This is a genomic window from Streptomyces gelaticus, from assembly GCF_014649535.1.
Taxonomy (GTDB): Bacteria; Actinomycetota; Actinomycetes; order Streptomycetales; family Streptomycetaceae; genus Streptomyces; species Streptomyces gelaticus.
In genome coordinates this window covers 42,543-64,570 of sequence record NZ_BMTF01000019.1, presented here as the reverse complement: position 1 = coordinate 64,570, position 22,028 = coordinate 42,543, and the positions used below count along the sequence as shown (strand labels likewise).

Sequence of the window (22,028 nt, the reverse complement as noted above, 5' to 3'; positions counted from 1 at the left end):
ATGGATTTCGCACCCACCGAGGAGCAGACCGCGGCGCAGGGGCTCGCCGCGCGGATCTTCGGCGATCTGTCGACGCCCGAGCGGCTGGCCGTGGCCGGCACGGGGACGGACGCCGAGCTGTGGAAGGAACTCTGCGCGGCCGGGCTGGCCGCGGCCGTCGAGGAGACCGGGTTGCTCGGCCTGGTACTCCTGCTGGAGGAACAGGGGCGCACGACGGCGCAGGTGCCTCTCGCGGCGAGCTGTGTCTACGGGCTGCTGGCGGTCGCCGGGCACGGCACGGCCGAACAGCGCCGACGACTGCTGCCGCCGCTGAGGGAAGGCACCGCTGTCGCCACCGGTGCCTTCCCGGCCCGCGGCGGGATACGGGCCGACGACTCCGGGCGGCTGAGCGGCGGTGTGCCGTACGTGCCGTGGCTCCGGGACGCGGACCTCGTCCTCGTCCCGGACCGGGAGCGGCGGCTGTGGATCGTGCGGACCGCCGGCCCCGGTGTGCTGACCGAGCCGGTGGAGACCACGGCGCCGTGGTCGGCCGCGCGGCTGGTCCTGGACGGGGCGACCGGGGAGCGGCTCGGCGGCGCCGGGGCGTACGAGGCGGTGCTGGCCGCGGGCCGGACGGCGTTCGCCGGGCTTCAGGCCGGGGTGTGCGCCGGCTCGCTGGCCCGCGCCGTCACCCACGCGAACACCCGCGAGCAGTTCGGGCGCCCGCTCTCCACCAAGCAGGGCGTCCTGCTGCGCGCAGCCGACGCCCATATGGACACCGAGGCGATCCGGGTCACCGCGTACGAGGCGGCCTGGCGCCATGACGCGGGGCTGCCCTGCGGGCCCCAGGCGCTCACCGCGGCCTGGTGGGCGTCGGAGGCGGGAAAGCGGGTGGTGCACACCGGGCAGCATCTGCACGGCGGCACCGGCGCGGACCTCGACCACCCTGTGCACCGCCACTTCCTCTGGGGGCGGCAGCTCGACGCCTATCTGGGCTGCGGCGGCGAAGTGCTCCAGGAACTCGGTGAGTCGCTGGTGAAGGAGGGTGCGGAGTGAAGGTGAAGGCCGGTGACGAGCTGGCGCCGCTGGAGATCGCGGTGACCCGCACCCTGATCGTGGCGGGCGCGATCGCCTCCCGCGACTACCAGGACGTGCACCATGACGCGGAGCTCGCCCGGGAGAAGGGCTCCCCGGACATCTTCATGAACATCCTGACGACCAACGGTCTGGTCGGCAGATACGTCACCGACCGCCTCGGCCCCCTCGCAGTGCTCCGCAAGGTCGCCATCAGACTGGGCGCGCCCAACTACCCCGGGGACACCATGGTCCTGAGCGGCACGGTCAACGCCGTCGCGGACGACGGAACGGCCGAGGTGAAGGTCGTCGGAGCCAACGGTCTCGGCCGTCATGTCACCGGCACGGTGACCGTGGGCCTTTCGCGGGGGGCGGCATGAGTCTGCGCAGGGCCGATTCGCTCGGCGGCAAGGCGGCGGTCGTGGGGATCGGCGCGACCGAGTTCTCCAAGGACTCCGGGCGCAGCGAACTGAAGCTGGCCGTCGAGGCGGTGCGGGCCGCCCTCGACGACGCCGGGCTGACCCCCGCCGACGTGGACGGCCTGGTCACCTTCACCATGGACACCAGCCCGGAGATCACCGTCGCGCAGGCGGCCGGCATCGGTGAGCTGTCGTTCTTCTCCCGCGTCCACTACGGCGGCGGGGCGGCCTGCGCCACCGTCCAGCAGGCGGCCCTGGCCGTGGCGAGCGGGGTGGCCGACGTCGTGGTCTGCTACCGCGCGTTCAACGAGCGCTCCGGGCGCCGGTTCGGCTCCGGCGTGCAGCAGCGGGAGCCCACCGCAGAGGGCACGGCGCTCGGCTGGAACCTGCCCTTCGGGCTGCTCACTCCGGCCTCCTGGGTAGCCATGGCCGCCCAGCGCTATCTGCACGCCTACGGGCTGACGCCGGAGGTCTTCGGCCATGTCGCGGTCACCGACCGGCGCCATGCCGCCCGGAACCCCGCCGCGTACTTCTACGGGAAGCCGATCACCTTGGCCGACCACGCCGCGTCGCGGTGGATCGTCGAACCCCTGCGGCTGCTCGACTGCTGCCAGGAGACCGACGGCGGGCAGGCGATCGTCGTCACGAGCGCCGAACGCGCCCGCGACCTGCGGCGGCCGCCCGCCGTGATCGTGGCCGCCGCGCAGGGCGCCGGGCGGGCGCAGGAGCAGATGACGAGCTTCTACCGCGACGAGCTGACCGGTCTGCCGGAGATGGGGGTGGTCGCCCGGCAGCTCTGGCGCAGCTCGGGCCTGACCCCCTCCGACATCGATGTGGGGATCCTCTACGACCACTTCACCCCGTTCGTCCTGATGCAGCTGGAGGAGTTCGGCTTCTGCGCGCCGGGCGAGGCGGCCGGTTTCGTCGCGGCGGACGCGCTGCCCCTGAACACGCACGGGGGCCAGCTGGGGGAGGCGTATCTGCACGGGATGAACGGCATCGCGGAGGCCGTCCGGCAGATCCGGGGCTCGTCGGTGAACCAGGTGCCCGGGGCGGCCAGGACCCTGGTCACGGCGGGCACCGGCGTCCCCACCTCGGGCCTGATCCTCGGCACGGACGGCTGAGCGCGCGTGGCCGGAGCGGCATTCCCGGCCACGCGGGACCTCAGGGGACGCCCCTGAGCCCCGAGGACGAGGAGTCCACCTACAGGAGGTGGAGCAGGCCCTACCCCTACACCCTGAGGCGGACGCGGTTTCGGGACCTGGGGCCGATCCCCGGCGCTGCGCCCGCTCCTAGCGTGGAGACATGACCACGCCAGTCTGCACGGGCAGCTCCGGGGGAGCCGCCACCACCGGACACGCACCGCACACACCGCTCCCGGGACACAAGCCGCACACCCTGCACACCACGGGGCACGGCTCGCCCGGCCAGCACGGAGCGCGCAGCGCACGCCCCGCGTACGCCTCGCGGACGCCGTACGCCCCGTATTCGTCCTTCTCCTCCTTCGTCCGGGCGAGAGGACCGGTGCTGCTGCGCGCCGCGCGCTCGCTCACGGCCAACCCGAGCGATGCCGAGGACCTGCTGCAGACCGCGCTCACCAAGACCTACGTCGCCTGGGAGCGGATCGAGGACCACCGGGCGCTCGACGGTTATGTCCGCAGGGCCCTGCTGAACACCCGGACCTCGCAGTGGCGCAAACGCAAGGTCGACGAGTTCGCCTGCGACGAGCTGCCCGAGCAGGAGGCCCCCGAGGGCCCCGACCCGGCCGAGCAGCAGTCGCTGCGCGACGCGATGTGGCGTGCCGTGCTGAAGCTGCCGGACCGTCAGCGGGCGATGGTCGTCCTGCGCTACTACGAGGACCTGAGCGAGGCCCAGACGGCCGAGGTGCTCGGGGTCTCCGTCGGCACTGTGAAGAGCGCGGTGTCACGGGCGCTCGGCAAGCTCAGGGAGGACCCGGAGCTCGCTCCGGTGCGCTGACCCCTGTCGGTGCCGCCGCACCGGCCAGGTGTGATTTTGCCGATCGAAGCCGATTCGTACTCCCGGAACTAGTGACATACCAAACGGTATGTGAGCAGAATCAGGCCAACCTTACTGCCGCGTAGCGCCCACCGGGAGGACGCCGTGCTGAGCACCATGCAGGACGTACCGCTGACCGTCACCCGCATCCTCAAGCACGGGATGACCATTCACGGGAAGTCGCAGGTCACGACCTGGACCGGCGAACCCGAGCCGCAGCGGCGCAGCTTCGCCGAGATCGGCCGGCGGGCGACGCGGCTCGCGGGCGCGCTGCGCGACGAGCTGGGTGTCGAACCCGACCAGCGGGTGGCCACCCTCATGTGGAACAACGCCGAGCACGTCGAGGCGTATCTCGCGATCCCCTCGATGGGTGCGGTCCTCCACACGCTCAACCTCCGGCTCCCGGCCGAGCAGCTGGTCTGGATCGTCGGGCACGCCGACGACAGGGTCCTCATCGTCAACGGCTCCGTGCTGCCGCTGCTCGCACCGGTCCTTCCCAGGCTGACGTCGGTCGAGCACGTCATCGTCACAGGTCCGGGCGACCGTTCGCTCCTCGACGGGGCGGCGCCCCGGGTGCACGAGTACGAGGAGCTGATCGCCGGCCGCCCCACCCACTACGACTGGCCCGAGCCGGACGAACGCCAGGCCGCCGTCATGTGCTACACCTCCGGCACCACCGGCGACCCCAAGGGCGTCGTCTACTCGCACCGTTCCATCTACCTGCACTCCATGCAGGTGAACATGGCCGAATCGATGTCCTTGACCGACAACGACACCACGCTGGTGGTCGTCCCCCAGTTCCATGTGAACGCCTGGGGGCTGCCGCACGCGGCGTTCATGTCCGGCGTCAACATGCTCATGCCGGACCGGTTCCTGCAGGCCGCCCCGCTCGCCGAGATGATCGAGCGCCAGCGGCCGACCCACGCCGCCGCCGTCCCCACCATCTGGCAGGCACTGCTCGCCGAGGTCACCGCCAACCCGCGCGACATCAGCTCCATGGCCCGCGTCATCATCGGCGGCGCCGCCTGCCCGCCCTCCCTCATGACGGCGTACGAGAAGTTCGGCGTCCGCCTCTGCCATGCCTGGGGCATGACGGAGACCTCGCCGCTCGGCACCATCGCCCACCCGCCCGCCGGACTGACCGAGGAGGAGGGATGGCCCTACCGCACCACCCAGGGCCGCTTCCCGGCAGGAGTGGAGGCACGGCTGGTCGGCCCCGGCGGCGAGCACCTGCCCTGGGACAACGCGTCGGCCGGTGAGCTGGAGGTGCGCGGCCCCTGGATCGCCGCGGCCTACTACGGAGGTACGGACGGCGAGCTCCTGCGCCCCGAGGACAAGTTCAGCGAGGACGGCTGGCTGAAGACCGGTGACGTCGGTGTGATCAGCGAGGACGGCTTCCTCACGCTCACCGACCGGGCCAAGGACGTCATCAAGTCCGGCGGCGAGTGGATCTCCAGCGTCGAACTGGAGAACGCCCTGATGGCGCACCCCGATGTGGCCGAGGCGGCGGTCGTCGCCGTCCCGGACGAGAGGTGGGGCGAGCGCCCGCTGGCGACCGTGGTCCTCAAGGAAGGTGCGATAGCCGACTACGAGGCGCTGCAGGACTTCCTCGCCGCGTCCGGCATCGCCAAGTGGCAGCTGCCGGAGCGCTGGACGGTCATCGCGGCCGTACCGAAGACCAGCGTCGGCAAGTTCGACAAGAAGGTGATCCGCAGACAGTACGCGGAGGGCGAGTTGGACATCACCCGGCTCTGAGCCGGGCCCGCGGACACGGCGGGGGTGGTACGGGACGACTCCCGTATCGCCCCCGCCGTGTCCCGCGTCTCAGTTCGTACCGATCTTCGCGAGCAGATCGACGATGCGGGCCTGGACCTCTTCGCTCGTGGACCGTTCGGCCAGGAAGAGCACGGTCTCGCCCGAGCTGAGCTTCGGCAGCTCCGACCCGGTCATGTCGGCGGAGGTGTAGATGACCAGCGGGGTCCGGTTCAACTGACCGTTCGCACGCAGCCAGTCGACGATCCCGGCCCGGCGGCGGCGTACCTGCATCAGGTCCATCACCACCAGATTGGGCCGCATCCGGGTGGCGAGCGACACCGCCTCGCTGTCCGTGGAGGCCCGCGCCACCTGCATGCCGCGGCGCTCCAGACTCTCCGTCAGCGCCAGCGCGATCTCCTCGTGCTCCTCGATCAACAGCACCCGGGGCGGATGCTGTTCGCTGTCGCGCGGGGCGAGCGCCTTGAGGAGCACGGCGGGGTCGGCACCGTACGCCGCCTCCCGCGAGGCCTGCCCGAGCCCGGCCGTCACCAGTACCGGGACCTCGGCCGCCACCGCCGCCTGGCGCAGCGACTGGAGGGCCTTGCGGGTGATCGGGCCGGTCAGCGGATCGACGAAGAGCGCGGCGGGGAACGCCGCGATCTGGGCGTCGACCTCCTCGCGCGAGTGCACGATCACCGGCCGGTAGCCGCGGTCGCTCAGTGCCTGCTGGGTGGAGACATCGGGCGCGGGCCAGACGAGCAGCCGGCGCGGGTTGTCCAGCGGCTCCGGGGGCAGCTCGTCGTCGACCGGCTGCGGCGACGGACGGTTGGCGACCTCGACCGCGCCACCCGGACCGTCCAGCGGCTCCGGCCCCTCGGCGCCCTCGTCGGGCGCCCCTATCGCGTACGCGCGTCCCTCGGCCTCCGGCGCGGAGCGCCGCTGCCCCGGCCCCTGACCCGGGACCTGTGCCGGACCGGCGGGGACGGACGGGGACGGCACGGCCTGCGAGGTGGGCTCGTCCTCCGGCGGCGCGGCGAGCTTGCGGCGCCGGCCGGCACCGCCGAGCGTCTGGTTCTGCTGGTGCGCGAGGTGCTGGGCGAAGGGCACGCCCTGCCCGAGCGTCCGCACACTGAACGCGCGCCCCTGCGTCGAGTCCGGCGAACCGCCGGGCATCGGCGCCTCCGCGGGCAGCGGCTGTCGACGCGCGTCCACCACGGGCGGGACGTTCTGCGGGTGGTCCTCCGCGCTTTCCGGGGAGCCCGGAACGGCCGTATCGCCGGTGGCGTGCGCGGTCGGTCCGGCCGCGGTCCGGTCCGCACCGCCGCCGGGCGGCTCCTCGGCCCGCTCGCCCGGGACGGCGGGCGCATCGGGCCCACCGGGCAGCTCGGGCGCCTCGGAGCGCGGGGCCCGGCGACGGCCGGTCGGTACGGGATGGGCCTGCGGCGGTGTGTGGTCCTCGCCCGGCGCGATGCGTACGGCGTCATGGCGGCCCGGCAGCGAGGCGTCCGCGCCGGCCGCCGCGTCGGAAGCCGTGGCCGGGGACCGGTCGGCCTCCGCGGGCGGGAGAGCGAAGGCGGTCCGGGGCCCTGCGGGCTCGGCCTGGGCGGCCCGCTCCTGGGTGGCGGCCAACGCCCGCCGGGCCCGCCGCCCGGTCGGCTGAGGAGCCTGCGCGGGTCCGGCCCCGGAGCCGTCACCGGGCTGCGGGCCGCCCTCGGAACCGGCGGCGGGAGCGGCCGCCGGAGCCGGCAGGGCCAGCTGGTTCTCGGCGCCCCGACGCGCACGGTGACCGCCCGCAGGCACGGGCACCGGGATCTGCCCCTCGGCCGGAACGCCCTGCGGCGGCACGGTCTGGCCCAGCTGCGGCCGGGCGCCGCCGCCCTGCGCGCCCTCGGCCGCCGTCACCACGGCTCCCTCGGACGGCGCGGCGGCCGCGGGCAGCGCCAACGCCTGCCCGGCGCCCTGCCCCTGTGCCTGCTCGGGCAGCTGGACCCCGGCCTCGGCCGGACTCGGCCGCCCCCGCCTGCGCCCCGAACCCCCGCCCTGCGTGTCCTGCGCCCCCGGCACCGCGCGCTCGTCCTCCGCGCCGGGCTCGCGGCGCGCCCGCCGCCGCCCCGTCGGCTCGGCCGCCGCCGTGTCACCGCCGGACCCGTCACCCGCCCCGGAACCGCCCACCGGGCTCTCCAGGAACGCGTCCGTGGACGCCCGCCGCGCGCGTCGCCGCCCGCCGCCGGGCTGCTGCGCCGCCTCGGGCCCGGGAGCGGGCTGCACGCCGGCCTCCGGCTCCGGCTCGGAGGCGGGCGCCGTCACCGTCCCCGAACCGGCGCCCAAGGGCACTTCGAGCACATAAGCGCTGCCGCTCATCCCCGGCACCTCGTGCGTCTGGAGCACGCCGCCGTGCGCCCGCACGATCCCGCGCACGATCGGCTCGTGCACCGGGTCACCCCCGGCGAACGGTCCGCGCACCTCGATCCGTACGACCTCACCGCGCTGCGCCGCCGCGACGACGACCGTGGAGTCGACGTACCCGCCGCCGGGCATCATCCGGGCCTTGCCGGTCGAGTCGACCCCGGCGACGTCCGCGACCAGATGGGCGAGCGCGGTCACCAGCCGGGCCGCGTCCACCTCGGCCTCGATCGGCGGCGCGTGCACGGCGAACTGGGCGCGCCCGGGACCGATCAGCTCGACGGCCGCGTCGATACCGGCCGTCACGACCGAGTCCAGCAGCACGTTCGACTTGACCAGCTTCTCGGAGCCGGCGTCCAGGCGCTGGTAGCCGAGCACGTTGTCGACGAGGGTGGTCATCCGGGCGTAGCCCGCGGCCAGGTGGTGCAGGATCTGGTTCGCCTCGGGCCACAGCTGCCCCGCCGGGTCGGCGGCGAGCGTGGACAGTTCGCCGCGCAGCTCCTCCAGCGGGCCGCGCAGCGATTCGCCGAGCACGGCGGTGAGCTGGGTGTGCCGGGCGGTCAGCGCCGCCAGCAGGTCGGCCTGCGCCTCCAGTTCGGCCGCGTACCGCTCGGTCCGGTCGGCCAGCTCCGTGCTGTGCCGCTCCGTCAGCTCGGCGAGTTCCGCGGTGTGGTTCTCGGTCAGTTCGGCGACCTCGGTCCGGTGCTGGGCACCGAGCTGCTCGTACGGCCTGCGGTCGGTGAACGTCATGACGGCGCCGACCAGCTGGTCGCCGTCCCGGACCGGGGCGGTGGTCAGATCGACCGGCACCTGCGCGCCGCTCTTGGACCACAGGACCTGGCCGCGCACCCGGTGCTTGCGCCCGGACCTGAGGGTGTCGGCGAGCGGCGATTCCTCGTACGGGAACGGCTCGCCCTCCGCCCGCGAGTGCAGGATCAGCGGATGCAGCTCCTGGCCGCCCAGGTCGCTGGCGCGGAAGCCGAGGATCTGCGCGGCGGCGGGGTTGACCAGGACGACCCGGCCCTCGGTGTCCGTGCCGACCACGCCCTCGGCCGCCGCCCGCAGGATCATCTCGGTCTGCCGCTGCGAACGGGCCAGTTCGGCCTCGGTGTCCACGGTGCCCGACAGATCCCGTACGACGAGCATCAGCAGCTCGTCGCCCGTGTAGCTGCCGCTGTAGGTGCTCTGGAAGTCGTTGTACGCGGCGTGTCCGTCCTCCAGGCCGGCGCTGGTGACCTCGACGGGGTACTCGGTGCCGTCGGTCCGCCGCGCGGTCATCCGGGTCGGCTTCGTGCGGCCGCGGCCGGCGGCGGCGTCCGGGCGGCGCATCGAGCCCGGGATCAGCTTGGAGTCGAACTCGGGCAGCAGATCGAGGAGCCCGCGACCGACGAGCGCGGTGCCCGGCGTCTCGAACATTTCGAGGGCGATGGTGTTGGCGTTGACGACCGTGCCGTTGCAGTTGACGAGCAGCAGCCCGTCGGGGAGTGCATCGAGTATGGCTGCGAGGCGAGCAGTGCCCCGGGATGGCCTGCTGCTCACGACGACGCTTCCTCCCTGATTACCGCACCTTGCCGACAGCGGGCCCCATCTTGCCCCTCGGGCCGCGGGCTGTCACTGGAGGAGTCTAAAGGCAGCGAAGGAACGTGGGGCTGTGGATGAGGAGGAGCTCTCACCAAGGTCCTGTGCATACCGTGTACGAATCCGTCCGCTGCGGCCCGGTCAGCGGACGTTCGGCAGCACCGGCCCCAGGTTGTTCCAGCGGGAGATCTCGCAGCCGTCGGACCGGCTGAAGACCGTGTCGATGCGCCGCCCCTGCCAGGTTCCGGCGACCCGGGCGGCGGCCGGGCCCCCGAACTGCTGGGTGCACAGCGCGTCCCCGGGCACCGGGGCGAACGGGTCCGCGCCCTCGCCCGCCAGCTCGTCCAGCCGTTCGCAGGCCCGCTCCGCCACCGGGTGACTGCCGCCCGCCGGAGCGCACCTCAGCTCGAAGGTGCCCTCGGCCGCGGGGTTCTCCGAGCCCGAGACCGTGATCGTCAGCCGGGTGCGGGCGTCGTCCCGCAGCGCGGGCAGCGGCAACGGCAGCGGAAGGGGGCCGGTGGCCGCGGTCGCGGCCGGTGCGGCGGCGGACAGCGCGGCGAGGGACGCGACGGCGGTGAGGGCGAGGCGGCGCAGCATGCGGGCTCCTGTGCTCGTGCACTTCGGCGAGGTGCCGGTGGAACGGACGGAAGGACGGGAGGGCAGTGCCTCCACCATCACTAACGCTCCGCACGCCACGGCGTTGCGCAACCGCAGGGGCTTTGCCCTCACGGCCGAGTGCCTAGTACCGTAGGCATCGATTGGTGACGCACCGCGCAACTGTGTCATCATCTGCACGCACCACTCGCGCTCGCGCGGGGTGTGCTGGAGGCGTCGCCTAGTCCGGTCTATGGCGCCGCACTGCTAATGCGGTTTGGGTCTTAAAGCCCATCGAGGGTTCAAATCCCTCCGCCTCCGCTCTCTGACCAGGGAGTTCAGCCTGTATCGGCTGAACTCCCTGAGTCGTTTTCAGCGCCGTTCCGGTGGCTGACGACGGGTCTCGTAGCGCAATGCGTTCGGGTGATCGCGTAAAGCGATCAACTGGGGGGTCCGGCCGAACCTGCTCGGCAGGTTTGCGGAACCCTCCCTGGCGGCTCCCGTCGCACGCACGCTCGCCCGTGCCGCCGCCAGTGCGCCGCGCCCCTTGTCCGCGCCTCCTGGTTCTCTCCCGCCCGCCCCGTCGTGGCCGGAAACCTCCGCTGTGCCTCTTGTGCCCACCCCTCCCAGGGTGAATCGGTCACCGCCGGAGTTGACGCCCCCGGCGCCGCCGCGTCGGCGGCCGCGTGAACATCCGTGGAGACGGGGGACGCTGGCGCGCGTCCCGGGCCTCGCTGCAGGTGGCGGGGCTTCGGCAGCATGCGGACCCGAGCCGTCCGCCGACCGCCCGCAGAGGCGCACCGGCACTCCCGCGCAGCTGCCGATCATGGTGTTTCCCCAGGTCGGGGCGGGTTTGGCTAATGGATTTCGCGCTACGGCGCAGGTCATGTAATGTTGTTCTCGCAACGCCGACCGGGAAGAAAAAACCGGGAAGCACAAGCACTCGTAGCTTAACGGATAGAGCATCTGACTACGGATCAGAAGGTTGCAGGTTCGAATCCTGCCGAGTGCACAGCAAGCAAGAGGCCCCCAGGAGAAATCCCGGGGGCCTCTTGCTGTTTCCTCCCTCTGTATCGGAAGCCGGGGGTTCGACCATGGGCATGGCGTGGCAGTGCACCGGGCTGCGGTGGCCCGACGCGCAGGGGCCGCCCGTGCTGGGCTGGCGGCGGGGCGGGGTCGTGCGGGTGAGCGCGCAGGCGTACGGGACGGAGTTCGGGTTCCGGGCCGAGGGGGAGCGGCGCTGTGTCGGGGCGCGCGGGAACGTGTGTCCGGTGGGGGCCGCGGTGTCGGGGCGGAGCACGGGGGCGCGGTGTCCGGAGTGTGCGCGGCTGGACCGGGCGCATTCGGTGGCTGCTGACACGATCGCCGATGACCCGAGGACGTACCGCGTGTATCTGGCCTGGTTCGGGCCGGGGATGGTGAAGGTCGGGATCACCGCCGAGGCACGGGAGGCGGCGCGGCTGCGTGAGCAGGGGGCCGTGGTGTTCAGCTGGCTGGGACGGGGGCCGTTGATGGCGTGCCGGCGGACCGAGGAGGTGCTGCGGTCGGCGCTCGGGGTGCCGGACCGGATTCCGTACATGAGGAAGCGGGCCGTGCGCGGGGCGCTGCCGGGGGCGGCGGAGCGCCGTGCCGAGGTGGCGGAGCTGTACGGGCGGGCCGTGGCGCTGGAGGGTGCCGGGTGGCCGGAGTCGCTGGCGCGGTTGCCGTTCGAGGCGGTCGACCACGCGGGGCTGTTCGGGCTCGACGGCGAGGTCGAGGTGGCCTGGGCGGTCACCGGGTTGGTGGCCGGGGGCGCGGTCGCGGGGCGGCTGGTGGCGGCGGCCGGGCCCGATCTGCATCTGGCGACGGCGGACGGGGCCGTGGTGCTGGACACCCGGCTGATGACCGGGTGGGAGCTGGCGGCGGCGGACGCACGGGCCGGGGTGGGGGTGCCGCTGACCGACATCGGGGGCGGTGGCGTGCAGGGCGGGCTGTTCTGAGATCGTCGGAATCGTCCGGACAGTGAGGGGGCGCGGGATGAGTGGTGACGCCGACGACGTCAGGCGGTTCTGGGAGCGGCTGGGTCTGCCCGGGATCATCGATGTGCATACGCACTTCATGCCGGAGCGGGTGCTCCGCAAGGTCTGGGCGTACTTCGACTCGGCGGGGCCGCTGACCGGGATGGAGTGGCCGATCGAGTACCGCCACGACGAGGACGAACGGCTCGCGCTGCTGCGTTCGTTCGGCGTGCTCCGGTTCACCTCGATGCTCTATCCGCACAAGGCGGGGATGGCCGCCTGGCTGAACGGCTGGGCGGCCGACTTTGCGCGCCGGGTGCCCGACTGCCTGCACACCGCGACCTTCTTCCCCGAGGAGGGCGTGGCGGACTATGTGCGCGAGGCCGTCGAGGCGGGGGCGCGGGTCTTCAAGTCGCACCTCCAGGTCGGCGCGTACGACGCCAACGACCCGCTCCTGGAACCGGTCTGGGGGCTGCTCGCGGAGGCCGGGGTCCCGGTGGTGATGCACTGCGGTTCGGGACCGGCGCCCGGCAAGCACACCGGCCCCGAGCCGGTCGGCCGGCTGCTCGCCCGGCATCCCCGGCTGCCGCTGATCGTGGCGCACATGGGGATGCCGGAGTACGCGGAGTTCCTGGCACTGGCGGAGACGTACCCGCAGGTGCGGCTCGACACGACGATGGTGTTCACGGACTTCACGGAGGACTTCACGCCGTTCCCGCCGGCGGAGCGGGGGCGGCTCGCCGCGCTCGGGGACCGGATTCTGCTGGGCACGGACTTCCCGAACATCCCGTACCCGTACGTGCATCAACTGCACGCGCTGGAAAGGCTGGAGCTGGGGGACGACTGGCTGAGGGCGGTCTGCCACGGGAATGCGAGCGCTTTGTTCGACGTGGGCTGACGGTCCGTCGGGGCGGTACTTTCTCAGGGAAATCACAGATTCGGGTAAGGCCCCTTTCAGGGGAGCCTCACAGGGTGGGGGCATGACGACGACGACCTCGCCCCAGGGGCGTACCGAACTGCTGAGGGCGGACCGCACCCCCGTCCGTGTGCTCGTGGTGGACGACGAGGCACCGCTCGCCGAGCTGCTGTCCATGGCGCTGCGTTACGAGGGCTGGGAGGTACGCAGCGCCGGGGACGGTGCCGGGGCCGTCCGGATGGCGCGCGACTTCCGGCCCGATGCGGTGATCCTCGACGTGATGCTGCCCGACACGGACGGGCTCGCCGTGCTCGGCGGACTGCGCCGGGAGCTCTCCGAGGTCCCTGTCCTCTTCCTGACCGCGCGCGACGCGGTGGAGGACCGGATCGCCGGGCTCACGGCGGGCGGCGACGACTACGTGACCAAGCCGTTCAGCCTGGAGGAGGTCGTGGCGCGGCTGCGCGGGCTGATCAGGCGGTCCGGTACGGCGGCCGTGCGCAGTGAGTCGACGCTGGTCGTCGGTGACCTGGTGCTCGACGAGGACAGTCATGAGGTGAGCCGGGGCGGTACGTCCATCCACCTCACCGCGACCGAGTTCGAGCTGCTGCGCTACCTGATGCGCAATCCGCGACGGGTGCTGAGCAAGGCGCAGATCCTCGACCGGGTCTGGAACTACGACTTCGGCGGGCAGGCGAACGTCGTCGAGCTGTACATCTCGTATCTGCGCAAGAAGATCGACGCGGGACGGTCATCGATGATCCACACCCGGCGAGGGGCGGGATACCTCATCAAGCCCGGTGAGTAGGCGTCCGGGCCGGTGGCGCGGGCCGTGGACGCTGCGGACCCGGCTGGTGGTCTCGGCGGTCACGCTGATCGCCGTCGTCGCCGCGGTCATCGGGACGGTCACCACCATCGCCTTCCACGGCTACATGTACGGCAAGCTCGACGACCAGCTGCACACCGTCGCCCTGCGGGCCGCGAAGCCGCCCGGCGGGGGACCGCCGCCCGGCGGTGGGGAACCGCAGCGCTTCGACCCGCTGGCCTTCGTCGACGCGCGCGGGCTGCCCGTCGGCGCCTTCGGGGCCGTGGTGGCGGACGGCACGGTCACCGACTCGCGCGTGGTCGTGGAGAGCGCCACCACGCCGGGTCCCGGGGCCGAGGACAGCGGGCAGCCGATGACCGCGGCCCAGCGCGGGGCGCTGGAGGCGGCCGGCCTCTCCGCCGGGGAAGACGCGCGCACCGTCGATCTGCCCGGACTCGGCTCCAGCCGGGTGGAGGCGGTCACGGACCCGCACGGGACGACCGTCCTCGTCGGCCTCCCCGCCGCCGAGGTGGGTTCCGCGCTCACCACCCTGATCGTCGTCGAGGTCTGTGTCACCGGCGCGGGTCTGATCGCGGCCGGCATCGCGGGCGCCGCCATGGTCGGAGTCGCCCTGCGCCCGCTGCGCCGGGTCGCCGCGACCGCGACCCTGGTCTCCGAACTCCCGCTGCACAGCGGCGAGGTGGCCCTGCTGGAGCGGGTCCCGCAGGCCCAGGCCGATCCGCGGACCGAGGTCGGCCAGGTGGGCGCGGCGCTCAACCGGATGCTGGGACATGTCGGTTCGGCGCTGGAGGCGCGGCAGGAGAGCGAGACGCGGGTGCGGCAGTTCGTCGCGGACGCCAGCCATGAGCTGCGCACCCCGCTGGCCTCGATCCGCGGATACGCCGAACTGACCCGGCGCGGCCACGAGAAGACCGGCCCCGACACCCGGCACGCCCTGGGGCGGATCGAGTCCGAGGCCGAGCGGATGACGGGCATGGTGGAGGATCTGCTGCTGCTCGCCCGACTGGACGCCGGACGCCCGCTCGGCCTGGAGAGCACCGATCTCTCCCCGGTCGTCGTCGACGCGGTGAGCGATGCCCGCGCCGCCGGTGAGCGCGGCCACCACTGGCGTCTGGAACTGCCGGACGAACCCGCGACCGTGCACGGCGATCCGACCCGGCTCCATCAGGTGCTGGTCAATCTGCTGGCAAACGCCCGTACCCACACCCCGCCGGGGACGACCGTCACCGTCCGGGTCCGGTCCACGGCAGGCCGGCCCTGGGTGGTGCTGGAGGTCGCGGACGACGGGCCCGGCATTCCGCCCGAGCTGCTGCCGCATGTCTTCGAACGGTTCGCGCGGGGTGACGCCTCGCGCTCCCGCAGCGCGGGCTCCACCGGGCTCGGGCTCGCCATCGTGGAGGCGGTCGTCGCCGCGCACGGCGGCCGGGTGGAGGTGGAATCGGTGCCGGGACGCACGGTGTTCGCCGTCCGCCTGCCCGCGCTTCCCCCGGCCACCGCGCACTCACAGCAGGGGGACAGGCTCAGCACATCGGCGTGACAGCGGGCTCGGCGAGTGTCGCTGCCATGCGAACCGACACTCCATGGAGCACCCTGCCGGTCCGGGACCACCTCCTCGCCGGAGCGGTCGATGCGGCAGGCGCGCCGGTACTCGATGTGGTCGTACCTGTCCACAACGAGGAGAAGGACCTCGAACCGTGTGTACTGCGCCTGCACGACCATCTGGAGCGCACCTTCCCGTACGCCTTCCGGATCACCGTCGCGGACAACGCGAGCACCGACCGGACGCCGCAGGTGGCGGCCCGGCTCGCGGACCGGCTGCCCCGGGTGCGGTCGTACCGGCTGGAGGAGAAGGGCCGGGGGCGGGCGCTGCGGACCGTCTGGTCGGGCTCGGACGCCCCGGTGCTGGCCTATATGGACGTCGATCTGTCCACCGACCTCAACGCGCTGCTGCCGCTGGTCGCACCGCTGATCTCGGGCCACTCCGACCTGGCCATCGGCTCCCGGCTGGCCCGTAGCTCGCGGGTGGTGCGCGGATCGAAGCGGGAGTTCGTCTCGCGCGCCTACAACCTCATCCTCCGCTCGTCGCTGGCCGCCCGGTTCAGCGACGCGCAGTGCGGGTTCAAGGCCATCCGGCGCGATGTCGCGGAGCGGCTGCTGCCGATGGTGGAGGACTCGGGGTGGTTCTTCGACACCGAGCTGCTGGTGCTCGCCGAACGCGCCGGGCTGCGCATCCACGAGGTGCCGGTCGACTGGGTGGACGACCCCGACTCCACCGTCCACATCGTGCGGACGGCGACCGAGGATCTGAAGGGCGTGTGGCGGGTGGGGCGGGCGCTGGCGGTCGGCGCGCTGCCGCTGGACCGGCTGGTCCGCCCCTTCGGGGACGATCCGCGCGACCGGGCGCTGAGCGGGGTGCCGGGCGGTCTGGCCCGGCAGCTCGTCGGGTTCTGCGCCGTCGGCGCGCTCTCCACGCTCTGCTGTCTCGCCCTGTACTCGCTGTTCCGGCTGGGCGCCGGCCCGCAGGCCGCCAACGGCGGCGCGCTGCTGGTGGCGGCCGTCGCCAATACGGCAGCCAACCGGAGGCTCACCTTCGGCGTACGGGGCCGGAGCGGGGCCGTACGCCACCAGGCACAGGGACTGGTCGTCTTCGCCATCGGTCTCGCGCTGACCAGCGGCTCACTGGCCGCGCTGTCGGCGGCCTCCGGATCGCCGTCGCACTCCACCGAACTCGCCGTGCTGATCGCGGCCAACCTCGCGGCGACGGTGCTGCGCTTCCTGCTCTTCCGCGCCTGGGTCTTCCCGGAGCGTCAGGTCCGCAACGCCGCGGCACCCGAGGCCGCGGCTCCTTCGGCCGGGCACGCCGACACTCACCACGAACTGGGGAACGCCCGATGACCACGCTGCATCCCGACCACCTCCCGGCCCCGCCGGGTGCGCGGGCGCCCGCGCCGGCCCGCACCGGCCCGAACGGGTCCCTGGCGCACCGCGTGTGGCGGGGCAGGCCGGAGGACCCGCGCTGGGCGCGGCCGGCCTTCCTCGCGCTGCTGCTGGTCATCGGGGCGGCGTACCTGTGGAATCTCAGCGCCTCCGGATACGCCAACTCCTTCTACTCCGCAGCCGCCCAGGCGGGCGGCCGGAGCTGGAAGGCCTTCTTCTTCGGCTCGCTGGACGCGGCCAACGCCATCACCGTCGACAAACCCCCGGCCGCCCTCTGGCCGATGGCCCTGTCGGTGCGGATCCTCGGCCTCAACTCCTGGGCGATCCTGGCCCCGCAGGTGCTGATGGGGGTGGCCACGGCCGGGGTGCTGTACGCGGGCGTACGCCGCCGGTTCAACGCCGCGGCCGGGCTGATCGCGATGGCGGTGTTCGCGCTCACACCGGTGGTCGCGCTGATGTTCCGTTTCAACAACCCGGACGCGCTGCTGGCGCTGCTGATGACCGTCACCGTCCACTGCGTGCTGCGCGCCATGGAGCACGGCCGCACCAAGTGGCTGGTGTGGGCGGGTGTCGCGGTCGGGTTCGCCTTCCTGGCCAAGACCCTCCAGGCGTTCCTGATCCTGCCGCCGCTGGCCGTGCTGTACGCAGTGTTCGCGCCGGTCCCGGTACGCAGACGGCTCGGCCAGCTCGCGCTCTCGGCGCTCGTGACGGTCGTCGCGGGCGGCTGGTGGGTCGCGATCGTCGAACTGTGGCCCGCCTCGTCGCGTCCGTACATCGGCGGCTCGCAGAACAACTCCTTCCTGGAGCTGACCTTCGGCTACAACGGGCTCGGCCGGATCAACGGTGACGAGACCGGCAGCGTCGGCGGCGGAGGCGGGCCCGGCGGCCCCGGCGGTCAGTGGGGCGAGACCGGCATCGGCCGGATGTTCAACTCCGAGATCGGCGGCCAGATCTCCTGGCTGCTGCCCGCCGCGCTGATCCTGCTGGCCGCGGGCGTCTGGCTGACCTGGCGGGCGAAGCGTACGGACACGGCCCGCGCGGCCTTCCTGGCCTGGGGCAGTTCGCTGCTGATGACCGCGGCGGTGTTCAGCTTCATGGCCGGCATCTTCCACCAGTACTACACGGTGGCCCTGGCCCCCTACGCAGCGGCGCTGATCGGCATGGGCGCGACGGTCCTGTGGGAGGAGCGGTCCCGCTGGTGGGCGGGTGCCGCGCTCGGCGTCACGGTCGCCGTGACGGCGTACTGGGCGTACGTGCTGCTGGGGCGGACCCCGGACTACCTGCCGTGGCTGCGCACGGCCGTGCTCGTCGCCGGGATCGTCGGCGCGCTGGGGCTGTTGCTCGTGTCCCGGTTGGGGCGCCGGCCGGCGCTCCTCGTCGTGGCTCTGGGCCTCGCCGCGTCGCTGGCCGGGCCGTCCGCGTACGCCGTGAGCACGCTGAACACCGGGCACCAGGGCTCGATCGTCACGGCCGGCCCGTCCGCGGGCGGCATGGGCGGTCCCGGCGGCATGGGCGGTGGCGGACGCGGTGCTCCGGGCGGCGGGATGCGTTTCCCGGGGCAGGGCAACCAGCAGGGCGGTGGCATGGGGCAGCCCCCGACCGGCACCCCGCCCGGCCAGGGGCAGCCGCAGGTCCAGGGGCAGATGCCGGGCCGGCCCGGCACCGCGCGGAACGGGCAGCAGCCCGGAGCCATGCCCGGCATGGGTGAAGGCTTCAAAGGCGGAGCCCCGGGAGGCGGCGGCATGGGCGGACTCCTCAACGGCGCGTCCGTCGGCGCCGAGGCCAGGAAGCTCCTGGAGAAGAACGCCGACGACTACACCTGGGCCGCCGCCGCCGTCGGATCCCAGAACGCCGCGAGCTACCAACTCGCCACCGGTGACCCGGTGATGGCGATCGGCGGCTTCAACGGCAGCGACCCGTCCCCGACGCTCGACCGGTTCAGGCAGTACGTCGAGGACGGGAAGATCCACTACTTCATCGCGGGTGGAACGGGCGGGGGCGGCGGCAACAACGGCACCTCCTCGCAGATCTCCTCCTGGGTGGAGGACACCTTCGAGGAGGTCCCGGCCGACAGCGCCACCTTCTACGACCTGACCCGGCCGAAGGAGAGCGGCTGAGGCTCAGCGCCGCAGCAGCAGATCGGCGACGACGGGGCGGTGGTCCGAGGCGAGTGTCTCGGCCACCGCCGCGTCGCGTACCCGCACGGAGTCCTTCGACACCGCCACGTAGTCGATCCGCTGCACCGGATCCTGCGCCGGGTAGGTGGGCCCGCCCGGGTCTGCGTCCGTCAGCTCCTGCCACAGCGGGGCGAGTTCGGGGGCGGCCGGCGCCGCGTTGAAGTCGCCGAGCAGGATCTGACGTACCGGCGACCGCTCCGACGTCTGGTCCTCGGCCATGATCCGGCGGGTGTCGGCGACCTGGGCGCTGCGTACGGACGGGTCGGCCCGGTAGTCCAGATGCGTCACGTAGACGTGCACCGGCAGCTCCTTCACCCGTACGACCACCTCGCCGAAGCCGGGGGCCGGGGCCGGAACGGGGTTCGGGACCTGGGTGGAGAGCCGGGTGATCTCGTGGTTCTCGGCACTCACGATGCGGTACCTCGACAGCACCGCGACCCCGAATTCCCGTCGCGGCGCCCCCGGCGTCTCCGGATCGAGGCTGTAGACCGGGGCGAACGACACCTGCATGCCCAGCCGCTCGGCCAGCTCACTTGCCAGGTCGCGCCACTGGCTGCGGGTGCCCCAGTGGACGTCGACCTCCTGGAGCCCGATCACATCGGCGTCCAGCGAACGGAGCTCGGCGGTCTGCCGGTCGAGATCGAAGACGTTGTCCATGCCCGCACCCGCATGGATGTTGTACGTGGCCACGCGCAGCGGCACCGCGCGAGCCTGCCCCTCCCTGGCGGCCGCTGCGGGAGGCGCGAGCGCGGTCCCCAACAGTCCTGCCGCGACGAGCACTTCCACCGTACGACGACGCAGTGACATACCACTCCAGCCCTTGTCGGATCAGCGGCGAGCACCGTACCGCGCGGAAAGCGGAAATGCGTTGTACACCGTACAGGGCTGCTATACGGTGTACAGCGCTTGCTACTCGTACACCGTATAAGGGATCAGGAGTCCGTATGACGGCGACCGTCGCCGAGCAGAACCCCCTCTCGTCGCCGAGCCATCCGCAACGCTGGCTGATCCTCGGTGTCATCTGTCTCGCCCAGCTCACCGTGCTGCTCGACAACACCGTGCTCAATGTCGCGATCCCCTCCCTCACCCGGGAGCTGGACGCCTCCACCGCCGATGTGCAGTGGATGATCAACGCCTATTCGCTGGTCCAGTCGGGTCTGCTGCTCACGGCCGGCAGCTCCGCCGACCGTTACGGCCGCAAGAAGATGCTGATCGCCGGGCTCGCCCTGTTCGGCATCGGCTCGCTGGCGGCCGGACTGGCCCAGACGTCCCTCCAACTGATCGCCGCCCGCGCGGGCATGGGCATCGGCGGGGCGCTGCTGATGACCACGACCCTGGCCGTCGTCGTGCAGATCTTCGACGAGGGCGAGCGCGTCAAGGCCATCGGCATCTGGTCGACCGTCAGCTCGCTCGGATTCGCCGTCGGACCGCTGGTCGGCGGAGTGATGCTCGACCACTTCTGGTGGGGCGCGATCTTCCTGATCAACATCCCGGTCGCGGTCATCGGACTGGTCGCCGTGGCCCGGCTCGTCCCGGAGTCCAAGAACCCCAGGGGCGAGCGTCCCGACCTGCTCGGAGCCCTGCTCTCCACCATCGGCATGGCCTCCGTCGTCTACGCGATCATCTCCGGCCCGGAGCACGGCTGGACATCGGGCCGGGTGCTGCTGACCGCCTTCGTCGGGGTCGCCGTCCTCACCGTGTTCGTGCTGTGGGAGCTGCACATCCCGTACCCGATGCTGGACATGCACTTCTTCCGGAACCAGAAGTTCGTCGGGGCGGTCGCGGGCGCGATCCTGGTCGCCTTCGGGATGGGCGGCTCGCTCTTCCTGCTCACCCAGCAGCTCCAGTTCGTCCTCGGCTACGAGCCGCTGGAGGCCGGTCTGCGCACGGCTCCGCTGGCCCTGAGCGTCGTCGCGCTCAACCTCACCGGACTGGGCGCCAGGCTGGTGCCCAGGCTGGGCACGCCTGTCACCATCGCGGCCGGGATGAGCCTGCTGGCCGCGGGGCTCGCCGCGATCGCGCTGCTCGGCGGCGACGGCTACGGCGGCATGCTGCTCGGCCTGGTCGTGATGGGCGCGGGCATCGCGCTCGCCATGCCGGCCATGGCCAACGCGATCATGAGCGCCATCCCACCGGAGAAGGCGGGCGTGGGCGCCGGGGTCAACGGCACGCTCGCCGAATTCGGCAACGGCCTGGGGGTCGCCGTCCTCGGGGCGGTGCTGGGCTCGCGGTTCGCCTCGCTCGTACCGGCGGCCGTCGGGGCCGCGTCGCTGCCCGCCGCACTCGCCTCGGCCGGCGACGCCGGCGAGCGGGCACGGATCACGGACGCCTTCGCCTCCGGGCTGGAGACCAGCCAGCTCTTCGGTGCCGTCGCGGTGCTGGTCGGCGGATTGCTGGCAGCAGTGCTGCTGCGCCGTGCGGAGCGGGCAGAATCTGCTCCGGTCGACTCGGCCGGGCGAGCAGCAGCGGCATAGCATCGAGGCGGGGCGCACTGGACCGTACGGATCCGCTTCGTGCGTACGGGTACGCATCCCGGTCCGTCCCGCCGGCAAGACGAGGAGAGAGTGCCATGGTGTCTGCGGCCGACCGTGTGAAGAACCCCGCCAGGACCAGCGTGTGGCTGGACCGGAGGACACCGTCGCGCGCTCGTAGAACGGACCAGCCGGCAGGTCTCGACCGGGACAGGATCACCGCCGCTTCCGTCCGGCTGCTGGACGCCGAGGGCCTCGCCAAGTTCTCCATGCGCAGGCTTGCCGCCGAGCTGGACGTCACCGCGATGTCCCTCTACTGGTACGTGGACACCAAGGACGATCTGCTGGAGCTGGCCCTCGACTCGGTCTACAGCGAGATCGCGCCCCCTCGCGAGGACGCGCACTGGCACGACCGGCTGCGCGAATTGGCCATTGCCTACCGGGAATTGCTGGTCCGCCATGGCTGGGTGTCGCCGCTCGCCGGCCATTTCCTCAACATGGGTCCCCATTCGATGCTGTTCTCGTACGCCATGCAGGACGTGGTCCGGGCGACAGGGCTGCCGCTGCACCAGCAGACGGGGGCGCTCTCCGCGGTCTTCCAGTTCGTGTACGGATTCGGCACCATCGAAGCCCATTTCGTGCAGCGCAGCGCGGAGTCGGGGGTCAGCCAGGACGAGTTCTTCCAGCAGGCGCTGGGCACCATCCGGAGCCAGCCGCAGCTCAAGGAGATCGTGGAGGCCTCGCAGGACCTGATGGACGCCCGCGGCGGCGACACGGTCGAGGAGATGCGCGACCGGGACTTCACCTTCGCGCTGGACCTGCTGATCGCGGGCATCGAGGCGATGCGGGACCGCTGAGGGCCGGGCCACCGGCGGCACGTCCCGCGCAC

At 72.5% G+C, this 22,028-nt stretch carries 16 protein-coding genes and 2 tRNA genes; 15 read left to right on the top strand and 3 right to left on the bottom strand.

Going from position 1 to position 22,028, the window contains the following annotated elements:
• The 5 genes from IE107_RS24650 to IE107_RS24630 all read left to right on the top strand — a co-directional run bounded on the left by IE107_RS24650 (position 1) and on the right by IE107_RS24630 (position 5,243).
• The gene (locus IE107_RS24650; RefSeq protein WP_189546362.1) at positions 1-1,035 is read left to right on the top strand and encodes an acyl-CoA dehydrogenase family protein; all 1,035 of its coding nucleotides are present in this window, start codon (positions 1-3) and stop codon (positions 1,033-1,035) included.
• Positions 1,036-1,037: 2 nt separating this feature from the next.
• On the top strand, positions 1,038-1,433 hold the full coding sequence (locus tag IE107_RS24645) for a MaoC family dehydratase (RefSeq protein ID WP_189546474.1): 396 nt from the start codon (positions 1,038-1,040) through the stop codon (positions 1,431-1,433).
• Positions 1,430-2,596, top strand: coding sequence for a lipid-transfer protein (locus IE107_RS24640; protein ID WP_189546360.1), 1,167 nt, complete (start codon positions 1,430-1,432; stop codon positions 2,594-2,596). Before IE107_RS24645 ends, IE107_RS24640 begins: the two co-directional genes overlap by 4 nt.
• A 181-nt stretch (positions 2,597-2,777) precedes the next feature.
• Positions 2,778-3,449: a SigE family RNA polymerase sigma factor gene (locus IE107_RS24635; protein WP_189546358.1), complete on the top strand. Its 672-nt coding sequence runs from the start codon at positions 2,778-2,780 to the stop codon at positions 3,447-3,449.
• 144 nt (positions 3,450-3,593) lie between these two features.
• Complete coding sequence (locus tag IE107_RS24630) at positions 3,594-5,243, top strand: long-chain fatty acid--CoA ligase (protein ID WP_189546356.1); 1,650 nt, start codon at positions 3,594-3,596, stop codon at positions 5,241-5,243.
• Positions 5,244-5,312: 69 nt separating this feature from the next.
• Here the strand turns inward: IE107_RS24630 and IE107_RS24625 are convergent, their stop codons facing one another.
• Both IE107_RS24625 and IE107_RS24620 read right to left on the bottom strand, forming a co-directional pair.
• Positions 5,313-9,185 carry a response regulator gene (locus tag IE107_RS24625; protein ID WP_189546354.1) on the bottom strand — a complete coding sequence of 1,291 codons (3,873 nt, stop codon included), beginning with the start codon at positions 9,183-9,185 and terminating at the stop codon, positions 5,313-5,315.
• Positions 9,186-9,365: 180 nt separating this feature from the next.
• On the bottom strand, positions 9,366-9,821 hold the full coding sequence (locus IE107_RS24620; RefSeq protein WP_189546352.1) for an SSI family serine proteinase inhibitor: 456 nt from the start codon (positions 9,819-9,821) through the stop codon (positions 9,366-9,368).
• Between the two features lie 227 nt (positions 9,822-10,048).
• Here IE107_RS24620 and IE107_RS24615 point away from each other — a divergent pair.
• From IE107_RS24615 to IE107_RS24580, 8 genes are all read left to right on the top strand, one after another.
• Positions 10,049-10,139: transfer RNA gene (locus IE107_RS24615), tRNA-Ser, on the top strand.
• A gap of 618 nt (positions 10,140-10,757) precedes the next feature.
• Positions 10,758-10,830: transfer RNA gene (locus IE107_RS24610), tRNA-Arg, on the top strand.
• Between the two features lie 88 nt (positions 10,831-10,918).
• A complete protein-coding gene (locus IE107_RS24605; RefSeq protein WP_189546350.1) occupies positions 10,919-11,797 on the top strand; it encodes a DUF2797 domain-containing protein in 879 nt (292 codons plus the stop codon).
• A 37-nt stretch (positions 11,798-11,834) separates the two neighbouring features.
• The gene (locus IE107_RS24600; RefSeq protein WP_189546348.1) at positions 11,835-12,713 is read left to right on the top strand and encodes an amidohydrolase family protein; all 879 of its coding nucleotides are present in this window, start codon (positions 11,835-11,837) and stop codon (positions 12,711-12,713) included.
• An 82-nt stretch (positions 12,714-12,795) separates the two neighbouring features.
• Positions 12,796-13,536, top strand: coding sequence for a response regulator transcription factor (locus IE107_RS24595; RefSeq protein ID WP_189546346.1), 741 nt, complete (start codon positions 12,796-12,798; stop codon positions 13,534-13,536).
• On the top strand, positions 13,529-15,091 hold the full coding sequence (locus tag IE107_RS24590) for a sensor histidine kinase (RefSeq protein ID WP_189546344.1): 1,563 nt from the start codon (positions 13,529-13,531) through the stop codon (positions 15,089-15,091). Before IE107_RS24595 ends, IE107_RS24590 begins: the two co-directional genes overlap by 8 nt.
• Positions 15,092-15,117: 26 nt before the next feature.
• Positions 15,118-16,449 carry a bifunctional glycosyltransferase family 2/GtrA family protein gene (locus IE107_RS24585; RefSeq protein ID WP_229867215.1) on the top strand — a complete coding sequence of 444 codons (1,332 nt, stop codon included), beginning with the start codon at positions 15,118-15,120 and terminating at the stop codon, positions 16,447-16,449.
• Positions 16,446-18,608, top strand: coding sequence for an ArnT family glycosyltransferase (locus tag IE107_RS24580; protein ID WP_189546342.1), 2,163 nt, complete (start codon positions 16,446-16,448; stop codon positions 18,606-18,608). The genes IE107_RS24585 and IE107_RS24580 overlap by 4 nt, the downstream gene beginning before the upstream one ends.
• Positions 18,609-18,611: 3 nt before the next feature.
• Here the strand turns inward: IE107_RS24580 and IE107_RS24575 are convergent, their stop codons facing one another.
• Complete coding sequence (locus tag IE107_RS24575; protein ID WP_189546340.1) at positions 18,612-19,475, bottom strand: endonuclease/exonuclease/phosphatase family protein; 864 nt, start codon at positions 19,473-19,475, stop codon at positions 18,612-18,614.
• A gap of 137 nt (positions 19,476-19,612) precedes the next feature.
• On the opposite strand from IE107_RS24575, the gene IE107_RS24570 reads away from it, so the two are divergent.
• Positions 19,613-21,142 (top strand): MFS transporter, encoded by a 1,530-nt coding sequence (locus tag IE107_RS24570; protein WP_189546338.1) that lies wholly within the window; start codon positions 19,613-19,615, stop codon positions 21,140-21,142.
• A 95-nt stretch (positions 21,143-21,237) separates the two neighbouring features.
• Positions 21,238-21,996: a TetR/AcrR family transcriptional regulator gene (locus tag IE107_RS24565; protein ID WP_189546336.1), complete on the top strand. Its 759-nt coding sequence runs from the start codon at positions 21,238-21,240 to the stop codon at positions 21,994-21,996.
• The last annotated feature ends 32 nt before the right edge of the window (positions 21,997-22,028 follow it).